At 62.1% G+C, this 9,874-nt stretch carries 9 protein-coding genes (1 of these 9 only partly in view); 6 read left to right on the plus strand and 3 right to left on the minus strand.

All coding sequences use genetic code 11. The features are described from left to right. Window positions 1-2: 2 nt before the first annotated feature. From CPI83_RS13630 to CPI83_RS13645, 4 genes are all read left to right on the plus strand, one after another. Window positions 3-1,202: an argininosuccinate synthase gene (locus tag CPI83_RS13630; RefSeq protein ID WP_097387344.1), complete on the plus strand. Its 1,200-nt coding sequence runs from the start codon at window positions 3-5 to the stop codon at window positions 1,200-1,202. 3 nt (window positions 1,203-1,205) lie between these two features. Next, window positions 1,206-2,648, plus strand: coding sequence for an argininosuccinate lyase (gene argH / locus CPI83_RS13635; protein WP_092763575.1), 1,443 nt, complete (start codon window positions 1,206-1,208; stop codon window positions 2,646-2,648). Between the two features lie 170 nt (window positions 2,649-2,818). Continuing rightward, window positions 2,819-5,800 (plus strand): acyl-CoA synthetase, encoded by a 2,982-nt coding sequence (locus CPI83_RS13640; protein WP_019748602.1) that lies wholly within the window; start codon window positions 2,819-2,821, stop codon window positions 5,798-5,800. Window positions 5,801-5,839: 39 nt separating this feature from the next. After that, window positions 5,840-6,046, plus strand: a complete 207-nt coding sequence (locus CPI83_RS13645; RefSeq protein ID WP_092763577.1) for a Trm112 family protein — start codon at window positions 5,840-5,842, stop codon at window positions 6,044-6,046. On the opposite strand, the gene CPI83_RS13650 is transcribed toward CPI83_RS13645, so the two are convergent. From CPI83_RS13650 to CPI83_RS13660, 3 genes are read right to left on the minus strand one after another with little or no spacing between them, the layout of a single operon-like run. Continuing rightward, window positions 6,043-6,666: a TetR family transcriptional regulator gene (locus CPI83_RS13650; protein WP_047888968.1), complete on the minus strand. Its 624-nt coding sequence runs from the start codon at window positions 6,664-6,666 to the stop codon at window positions 6,043-6,045. The two genes, CPI83_RS13645 and CPI83_RS13650, sit on opposite strands and share 4 nt — an antisense overlap. Beyond that, complete coding sequence (locus tag CPI83_RS13655; protein ID WP_003944033.1) at window positions 6,663-7,418, minus strand: ABC transporter permease; 756 nt, start codon at window positions 7,416-7,418, stop codon at window positions 6,663-6,665. Before CPI83_RS13655 ends, CPI83_RS13650 begins: the two co-directional genes overlap by 4 nt. Continuing rightward, entirely contained in the window at window positions 7,415-8,149 is a 735-nt protein-coding gene (locus CPI83_RS13660; protein WP_020969718.1) for an ABC transporter ATP-binding protein, read from the minus strand. Before CPI83_RS13660 ends, CPI83_RS13655 begins: the two co-directional genes overlap by 4 nt. A gap of 86 nt (window positions 8,150-8,235) precedes the next feature. On the opposite strand from CPI83_RS13660, the gene CPI83_RS13665 reads away from it, so the two are divergent. Further along, window positions 8,236-8,844, plus strand: a complete 609-nt coding sequence (locus tag CPI83_RS13665) for a DNA-3-methyladenine glycosylase (protein WP_020969717.1) — start codon at window positions 8,236-8,238, stop codon at window positions 8,842-8,844. A 19-nt stretch (window positions 8,845-8,863) separates the two neighbouring features. Beyond that, on the plus strand, window positions 8,864-9,874 hold the 5' portion of the coding sequence (tyrS, locus tag CPI83_RS13670) for a tyrosine--tRNA ligase (protein ID WP_097388186.1). Its footprint extends 267 nt past the window's final position; only the first 1,011 of its 1,278 coding nucleotides appear in the window; its start codon is at window positions 8,864-8,866; its stop codon lies off the right edge, out of view.

Consider the following 9,874-nt stretch of genomic DNA (forward strand, 5'->3'; position numbering starts at 1 on the left):
CCATGGCCGATCGCGTCGTACTCGCCTACTCAGGCGGGCTGGACACCTCTGTTGCCATCAGTTGGATCGGTAAGGAGACAGGCGCTGAAGTTGTCGCCGTCGCCATCGATCTGGGACAGGGCGGCGAGGACATGGAGGTCGTGCGCCAGCGCGCACTCGACTGCGGCGCAGTCGAATCCGTTGTCGTCGACGCTCGTGTCGAGTTCGCGGACGAGTACTGCCTGCCCACCATCCAGGCCAACGCCCTGTACATGGATCGCTACCCGCTCGTGTCCGCGATCAGCCGTCCGCTGATCGTCAAGCACATCGTCGAGGCCGCACGCTCGCACGGCGGAACCATCGTCTCGCACGGTTGCACCGGCAAGGGCAACGACCAGGTTCGCTTCGAGGTCGGCTTCGGCGCCCTCGCGCCCGACCTCTCGGTCATCGCACCGGTTCGTGACTACGCGTGGACCCGCGAAAAGGCAATCGCCTTCGCGGAAGAGAACAACATCCCGATCAACGTGTCCAAGAAGTCGCCGTTCTCGATCGACCAGAACGTCTGGGGCCGCGCCGTCGAAACCGGATTCCTCGAGGATCTGTGGAACGCGCCCACCAAGGACGTCTACGACTACACCCAGGACCCGACGGTCAACTGGAACGCGCCCGACGAGCTCATCATCAGCTTCGACAAGGGTCGCCCGGTTGCCATCGACGGCCGCCCGGTGTCGGTTCTCGAAGCCATCCAGGAACTGAACAAGCGCGCAGGCGCTCAGGGTGTCGGTCGCCTCGACGTCGTCGAGGACCGTCTCGTGGGCATCAAGAGCCGTGAGATCTACGAAGCTCCCGGAGCCATGGTTCTCATCACCGCGCACCAGGAACTCGAGCACGTCACCCTCGAACGCGAACTCGGTCGCTACAAGCGTCAGATGGAGCAGCGTTGGTCCGAGCTGGTCTACGACGGCCTCTGGTTCTCGCCCCTCAAGGACGCACTGGATACGTTCGTCAACAAGACGCAGGAGCGCGTCACCGGCGACATTCGTCTCTTCCTGCACGGTGGAGCCATCACCGTCAACGGTCGTCGTAGCCCCGAGTCGCTCTACGACTTCAACCTCGCGACGTACGACGAGGGCGACAGCTTCGACCAGTCCGCATCCAAGGGCTTCGTCGAGATCCACGGTCTGTCGTCGAAGGTCGCCGCGAAGCGCGATCTGGGACTCTGAGCCATGACGGCTCACGGTGACGGAGACGCCCAAAAACACGGCACCAACGAAGGCGCGCTGTGGGGCGGACGGTTCGAGTCCGGACCGGCCGCTGCCATGGCGGCGCTGAGCAAGTCGACTCATTTCGACTGGGTCCTCGCTCCGTACGACGTGCGTGCGTCGCAGGCGCATGCTCGCGTGCTGAACAAGGCAGGCCTGCTCAGCGAGGCCGACCTCGCGACAATGCTCGACGGTCTCGACCGTCTGGCGGCAGATGTCGCCAGTGGCGCCTTCGGACCGAGTGATTCGGACGAGGACGTACACGGCGCACTCGAACGCGGTCTGATCGAGCGTGTCGGGCCTGAGGTCGGCGGACGTCTGCGTGCTGGTCGTTCGCGAAACGACCAGGTGGCCACGCTGTTCCGCATGTGGCTTCGGGATGCGGTTCGCCGTATCTCCACCGGTGTTCTCGACGTGGTCGACGCATTGGCGACTCAGGCCGGGGCTCACCCGGATGCCGTGATGCCGGGCAAGACGCACCTGCAGGCTGCTCAACCGGTCTTGTTGGCACATCATTTGCTCGCCCATGCGCATCCGCTGTTGCGCGACGTGCAACGTCTTCGCGACTTCGACGTGCGAGCTGCGGTGTCCCCGTACGGTTCCGGTGCACTTGCCGGTTCCTCGCTCGGTCTCGACCCCGAAGCCATTGCCGCGGAATTGAAGTTCGACAGCTCGGCCGAGAACTCGATCGACGCAACCGCTTCGCGTGATTTTGCGGCCGAGGCAGCGTTCGTGCTTGCGATGATCGGTGTCGATCTCTCCCGCATGGCGGAAGAGATCATCATCTGGAGCACACCGGAATTCGGCTACATCACGCTTGCCGACGCGTGGTCGACGGGTTCGTCGATCATGCCGCAGAAGAAAAACCCGGATGTTTCGGAACTCACGCGCGGTAAGTCTGGTCGTCTGATCGGTAACCTCACCGGCCTGCTGGCGACGCTCAAGGCTCAGCCGCTGGCGTACAACCGCGATCTGCAAGAGGACAAGGAACCGGTCTTCGACTCGGTTGCGCAGCTGGAGATGTTGCTCCCGGCCATCACCGGCCTGGTGCAGACTCTCGAGTTCCACACCGAACGCATGGCGGAACTTGCTCCGGCAGGGTTCACGTTGGCCACCGACATCGCGGAGTGGATGGTGCGTCAGGGCGTGCCGTTCCGAGTTGCACACGAGGCTGCTGGAGCGTGTGTGCGTGTCGCCGAAGCGCGAGGCGTCGGACTCGAAGATCTCACGGACGAGGAACTGGCCGGCGTCGACAGCGCGCTGACACCCGCTGTTCGTGAGGTGCTGACAGTAGAGGGTTCCATCGCTTCGCGTAATGCGCGAGGCGGCACCGCGGGGGTGCGGGTAGCAGAACAGTTGGACGGAGTCCGAGCAGTGGCGCAGTCGCTGCGGGAATGGACCCTCTGACCTTGCGGTCACGAGTGTTTCCTCTCTCTTTTCGGCAGTAGTCCTTCGGTCGTACGCGGTCAGGGAGCAGAATTTGCTCCCTGACCGCGTACGCGTATTCGTCGTCAGTAGGCTTGTTGCGCGCGGGAAAAATGAGACTGACGTCACATGGTGAGTAACTTGGGAGTGAAATGGTGGGATTGAATTCCAAGTCTGTGCTGGGCCCGATTCGTCGGGTGGTTGCGACAGCACAAAACGGCCTCGAGGTCGTCCGGTTGGGTGGGCTGGAAACGGATGCGACCACGTCGCCGTTCGAGATCGTCGAGCGCGCTGCGATGTACCGGCTTCGCCGCTACTTCCCGGACAGCGATCCGGAAACCGTCGGTGCACCGATCGTGCTGATCCCGCCGATGATGATGTCGGCGAACGTGTACGACGTGACTCGCGACCAGGGTGCTGTGGGAATTCTGCACGAGATGGGCCTGGACCCCTGGGTAGTCGATTTTGGTTCGCCCGACTCCGAAGAGGGCGGTTGGGATCGCAATCTCGCCGATCACATCATCGCTCTCAGCGACATCATCGACCACATCCACCGTCACACCGGTAAAGATGTTCACATCTCCGGCTATTCGCAGGGCGGCATGTTTGCCTATCAAGCTGCCGCGTATCGGCGTAGTCGAAACATCGCCAGCGTCATCACCTTCGGCAGTCCGGTTGACACACTCGCCGCGTTGCCCTTCGGTATCCCGGCCGGACTGGCCACCAAGGGTGCGGATTTCCTCGCCGATCACGTCTTCAATCGCCTGGCGGTCACCGGGTGGATGGCTCGCACCGGGTTCCAGTTGCTCGATCCCGTGAAGACGTTGAAGATGCGCGTCGACTTCCTGCTTCAACTGCACGACCGTGAGGCTTTGCTGCCGAGGGAGCAGCAGCGACGCTTCCTCGCGACCGAGGGTTGGGTCGCGTGGTCCGGGCCCGCGGTTGCCGAACTGCTCAAGCAGTTCATCGTGCACAACCGAATGATGACCGGTGGTTTTGTCATCAAGGATCAATTGGTCTCGCTCGCCGAGATCACCTGCCCCATCCTGGCATTCGTCGGCGAGGTCGACGACATCGGTCAACCTCAGGCGGTTCGCGGGATCAGCCAGGCAGCGCCGCGGGCCAAGGTCTACGAATCTACCTTGCGCGCAGGTCATTTCGGATTGGTTGTCGGTTCCACCGCAGCCAATCACACCTGGCCGACCACCGGTGAATTCGTGCAGTGGACCGAGACGGGTGGACCCCTCCCGGACCGTATCGCGAACATGGTCTACGGCGCCGACCTCGAAGACCAGACCGGTGTGTCGATCAGCAATCGGATCATCCACACCGTCGCCTCGGTCGCTGAAGTAGGTGCAGGAGTCACCAAAGGAATCAGTGACCTTGCAGCCGGTGCGTTGCGCGGGACTTTCGAATTGTCCGGTGAAGCGGCACGCGCGTTGCCACGTCTTGCGCGACTCAACCAAATTCAGCCACACACCAAGATCTCGCTGAGTCAATTGCTCGCGGAGCAGCGTCGAAAAGCACCGAACGGCGAGTGCTTCCTCTTCGACAATCGTGTGCACACCTATGAAGCGGTCAACGCCCGCATCGACAATGTCGTGCGTGGATTGATTTCCGTGGGAGTGCGTCCGGCAGCGCACGTCGGTGTCCTGATGGAGACCCGCCCCAGCGCGCTCGCGGCCATCGCGGCCCTGTCGCGCCTCGGTGCCGTTGCCGTCATGCTTCCGCCGGGGTCCGACATCTCGGCGGCGGTCAAGTTGGGATCGGTTGATCGGATCATCACCGATCCGGAGAACGTCGACGCTGCAGTGGTTACCGGTAGGCCGGTCTTGGTACTCGGCGGCGGCGATGCCCGCGGACTCGAGGTGGATCCGTCACACGACGTGATCGATCTCGAACAAATCGATCCGACGAAGGTCAATCTGCCCGGTTGGTACCGGCCGGATCCCGGCGTCGCCCGTGAACTCGCATTCATCATCTTTGCGGAATCGGGCGGTGTGCTCGAAGCCAAGCAGATCACCAACTACCGGTGGGCACTGTCTGCCTTCGGAACGGCCACGGCGGCAGATCTCGATCGCGGTGACACCGTGTACTGCCTTGCACCACTCCATCATTCGTCGAGTCTGCTCGCGACCATCGGTGGCGCCATGGCCGGTGGCTCACGGATTGCGCTCTCACGCGGACTGAATCCGGCTCGATTTGTCGAGGAAATCCACCGCTACGGTGTGACCGTCGTGAGTTACACGTGGTCGATGATGCGCGAGATCCTCGACGAGGATCTTCTTCTCATCGACGGTAGCCATCCGGTCCGACTGTTCATCGGTTCGGGAATGCCTCACGGGCTGTGGAAGCGGACCACGGAGGCGTTCGACCCCGCGCAGGTGCTCGAGTTCTATGCGTCGACCGAAGGTGACGTGATTCTTGCCAATGTCGCGGGCTCCAAAGTTGGTTCCAAGGGCCGCCCGTTGCCGGGTAGCGCGCAGGTGCGGTTGGCGGCATACGACCCGTTGAGTGGTCGGCTCCTCGAAAATGGAAACGGATTTGTCCGTGAGTGCGCCGAAGACGAAGTCGGGTTGCTACTCGGGCGCGCGGGATTCACTGCCGATCTCTCGGGCGGAGCCATGCGGGGACTCTTCCAAGCGGGTGATTCGTGGATTCCCACGGAGAATCTCTTCCGCCGGGACGCCGACGGCGACTACTGGCTGATCGATCACAAGAACACGGTCATTTCGACGCTCCGCGGTCCCGTGTTCACCCAGCCGATCGTCGACGCGTTGTCGAGTGTGGCGCGGGTGGATCTTGCCGTCGCATACGGCGTCGGTGACGCGCCGCATCAGCTGGCGGTCGCTGCCGTGACATGGCGTCCGGGGCGGCAGTTCCGTTCCGCCGAGCTTGCGGAGGCTCTCTCGCGCATCGCTTTTGATGCGCGCCCGGATATCGTGCACGTGGTAGACGAGATCCCGGTGGGTTCGTCGTACCGTCCGAGCTCCACTGCGTTAGCTGCCGCCGGATTGCCGGCGCCAGGACCACGGACCTGGTTCCTCGATTCCGAGACGCAGTCGTACAAGCGGCTGACCAAGGCAATTGCCGCGCAGTTGATGCCGACGAGGGTGGGCACCGGAGCACGGTAGCCTGAGGACATTCTGTTTGATCGGTTCGAGAGGACTCACGTGGCTATTGATTCGACGTTGCTCAGCATTTTGGCCTGCCCCCAGGACAAAGGCCCGCTGTTGCTGGTCGGGGACGAGTTGCTCTACAACCCGCGCCTGCGGCGTGCATACCCGATCGAGAACGGCATTCCAGTTCTGTTGATCGACGAGGCACGCGATGTGGCGGACGACGAGCACGAGAAGTTGCTCGCGCGGGCTGAAGACTAGATCGGTAATTCACCGGTCAGGTACCGCTGGAGGTTCGGAGCCACCAGCGGTACCAAAGCGTCAACGCTCAATGATGCGAGTGGTTCGAGTCCGAGCACATATCGCGTGACCAGCAGTCCGGCCATCTGAGATGCCACCAATTCCGCTCTGATCAAGCCGGTACCAGGTGGTGTGTCCACCCGCGGAATGATGTCGCGCAATACGACATCGAGCAGAAAGCTCTGGATCAGCTGCGATCCGTCGCCGGAAACCGCCGATCGAAAAGCCGCCAGAATCGCCGGCTGGTGTTCCGATTCCCACAGCCCGATCACTGCTCTGAGTAGATTTTCGCCGAGATTTTCGGTCGGAGAGGCGTGAACCGGTCCCAATACCTGGACTGGATCGATCGGTAGCGCGATCGCAGCGGTGAACAACTGCTCCTTGCTTCCGAAATGATGATGAATCATGGCCGGATCGACGTCAGCGGCCGCAGCTATCGATCGAACGGTTGTTCGTCGAAAACCGTTCTGGGAGAACGCCCGTCGCGCCGAATCGAGGATCTGCGCGCGAGTCTCCGACTTGCCCGGTCGTCGCCCCGAACGAATCGGTGCCGGTGCGGGCGCCGTGTCGTTGTCGGTCATGGAGTGCGGCGATCGAGTGTTGCCGCGGCCAGCGAGAGTGCTGCGGCGGCGAAGCCCGCCATGACGGCGAGATCACGCCACATCTGACCCGTCGCGTCGGCATGCATCGACACTTGCTGAAGTGCGTCGACGGCGTAGCTCAAGGGGAGGACGTTGCTGATCCATTCGAGCCAGGTCGGCAATTGATCGCGGGGCACCAGGAGTCCACAGAGGAACAGTTGGGGGACCACAACTACCGGCATGAACTGCACCGCTTGGAACTCGGTCTTCGCGAATGCGCTGGCCAACAGGCCGAGCGCAACGCCGAGTATTGCGCCGAGAACTGCAATGACGATGACCCAGGCAAGACTGCCGGCGATGGTGAGTCCGAGGAATCCGAAAGCAACCGCGCACGCGAGAGCTGCCTGAGCGGCGGCCGAGAGCGAAAATGCCGCGCCGTATCCCGCCAGAAGATCGAGTTTGCCCATCGGTGTGGTGAGCAGGCGTTCGAGTGTTCCTGAACTGCGTTCGCGCTGCATGGCGATGGACGTGACCAGGAACATGACTACAAACGGCAAGATTCCCAGCATGGTGATCGCCACCCGTTGGAACAGTGAAACCTGGCCGGGCGGCGTGGGTACGTCTTGGTAGAGGAAATACAGCAAAATCATCAACAACGACGGGACCAACAAGATCATGGCCACCGTGCGATGGTCCTGGCGGAGCTGAAGCAGAATGCGTACGGTCGTAGCACCGAAGATCCTGATGCTCATGATATTTCGCCTCCGACGGGTGAAGTCCGAATCAGCTCGAGGAAGGCGTCCTCGAGGCGTTCACATCTGGTTTTGGCGCGCAATTCATCGGGTGTGAGTTGAGCGAGGAGATGCCCGTCTCGCATCAGGATCAGTTCAGCGCAGTGGTCGGCCTCATCCATGACGTGGCTGGAGACCAACAGGGTGGTTCCGCTGCGAGCAAGGTCGGCAAATCGTTCCCACAATTCGACACGAAGCACCGGATCGAGACCGACGGTCGGTTCGTCGAGGATCAACACATCAGGTGATGCCACCAACGCGCATGCCAGCGAGACTCGACCGCGTTGACCTCCGGACAGATCGGCGGCGGTCCGGTCGGCGTATCGGCTCAATCCGACGGCGTCGACCGCTGCTGCGACGTCTGCGCCGGACTTGCCGTACAGAGCTCCGAAGTACTGGACGTTTCGAGTGACCGTCAGGTCGCCGTACACGCTGGGGGATTGGGTGACGTATCCGACCCGGCGGCGAAGGGCAACGGACCCCGCGAGGTCGCCCAGGACTCTGACCTCACCACTTTCGACGATCTGGGTTCCGACTATCGCGCGCATCAGGGTTGTCTTGCCGCAGCCGGACGGGCCGAGCAGTCCGGTGATCGATCCTGCCGAAACCTGCAGGTCGAGTGAGTGAAGAACTTCGTGCTTGCCGCGAATGACTCGTAGTCCGCGGATGTCTATTGCCGGCGTGGTGGTCACGGTTCGCCTCATTTCAATAATTCATCACTTGTTGAATTATGCGACTCGGCCGACCGATGAGTCAACGGCGTGGGCACAATCGAAGGGTGAGTATCGAGACCTTGGAAAATGTGAAGAACCCGTTGGAAGCGGGCCTGACAATTCTCGGCTCGACCTTGATCGTCGACGACATCTCGCTGAGGATTGTCGAGGTCGAGGCGTACGGAGGGGAGAAGGACGGGCCCTGGCCAGATCCGGCAGCACATTCGTATCGGGGGCAAACGCCGCGGAACAGCGTGATGTTCGGGCGGGCGGGCCGTCTCTACGTCTACCGCAGCTACGGAATGCACTTTTGTATGAACATCTCGTACGGCCCGGATGGTGTCGCGGGTGGTGTTCTGCTCCGAGCGGCCGAAATCGAGGCCGGTCACGATGTGGTGTCGGCTCGGAGATCGCCGGATCGACCATCTCACCAATGGGCCAGAGGGCCAGGTAATCTCGGCGCTTCCGTTGCAATCACGTTGGCGGACAACGGAACAGACGTGTTCAACCCCGCTTCGCGGGTTCGGCTCGAATTGGGGGAGTCGAAGGAATGGGTCAGTGGACCGCGGGTGGGGGTCAGTACTGCGGCCGAGGTCCCGTGGCGCCTCTGGATTCCGGACTCGCGAGCGGTGTCCGCGTACCGCCGAAGCCCGCGAGCGCCGGTCATTTCGTGAAGATGGGATGATCGAGTCCGTGACTGAGAATATTCTCGACGAACTGACCTGGCGTGGGCTGATCGCCCAATCAACTGATCTCGACGCTTTGCGTAAAGATCTCGAGGCCGGACCGGTCACGTTGTATGCGGGCTTCGACCCGACCGGACCGAGCCTGCACGCAGGTCACCTGGTTCCGCTCCTCGCGCTCAAGCGGTTTCAGCGTGCCGGTAACCGTCCGATCGTTCTTGCCGGCGGTGCAACAGGCCTGATCGGTGATCCCCGTGACGTCGGGGAACGGACGATGAACTCCGCCGATACTGTCGCGGACTGGGCAGGTCGCATCCGTGGTCAGCTCGAACGATTCGTGGATTTCGACGATTCACCGACGAGTGCGGTCATCGAGAACAATATGAACTGGACCGGCAAGATGTCGGCCATCGACTTCCTGCGTGATGTCGGCAAACACTTCTCTGTGAACGTCATGCTTGCGCGTGACACCGTGAAGCGTCGTCTCGAGTCGGACGGGATGTCGTACACCGAGTTCAGCTACATGCTGCTCCAAGCCAACGACTACCTGCACTTGCGACGCGATCTCGGCTGCACTCTGCAGGTCGGTGGGTCCGATCAGTGGGGCAACATCATCGCGGGCGTCGAACTCAACCGTCGTGTCGACGGCGAGAGTGTTCACGCAATGACCGTTCCGCTGGTGACCTCGGCTGACGGGAAGAAGTTCGGAAAGTCGACCGGTGGCGGCAGTCTGTGGCTCGAGCCCGAGATGACCAGCCCGTACGCGTGGTACCAGTACTTCGTGAACACCGGCGACGCCGACGTGATCAAGTACCTGCGCTGGTTCACGTTCCTGACCGCAGACGAACTCGCGGAACTCGAGACGGCAACGGCGGAGCGTCCGCATGCGCGCGAAGCGCAGAAGCGATTGGCTGCGGAGATGACGACCTTGGTTCACGGAGAACACAACACTCGCGCCGTCGAGCTCGCCAGCCAGGCGTTGTTCGGCAAGGCGGAATTGGCGGAACTCGACGAGTCGACG

It is taken from the genome of Rhodococcus sp. H-CA8f, from assembly GCF_002501585.1.
GTDB lineage: Bacteria > Actinomycetota > Actinomycetes > Mycobacteriales > Mycobacteriaceae > Rhodococcus_F > Rhodococcus_F erythropolis.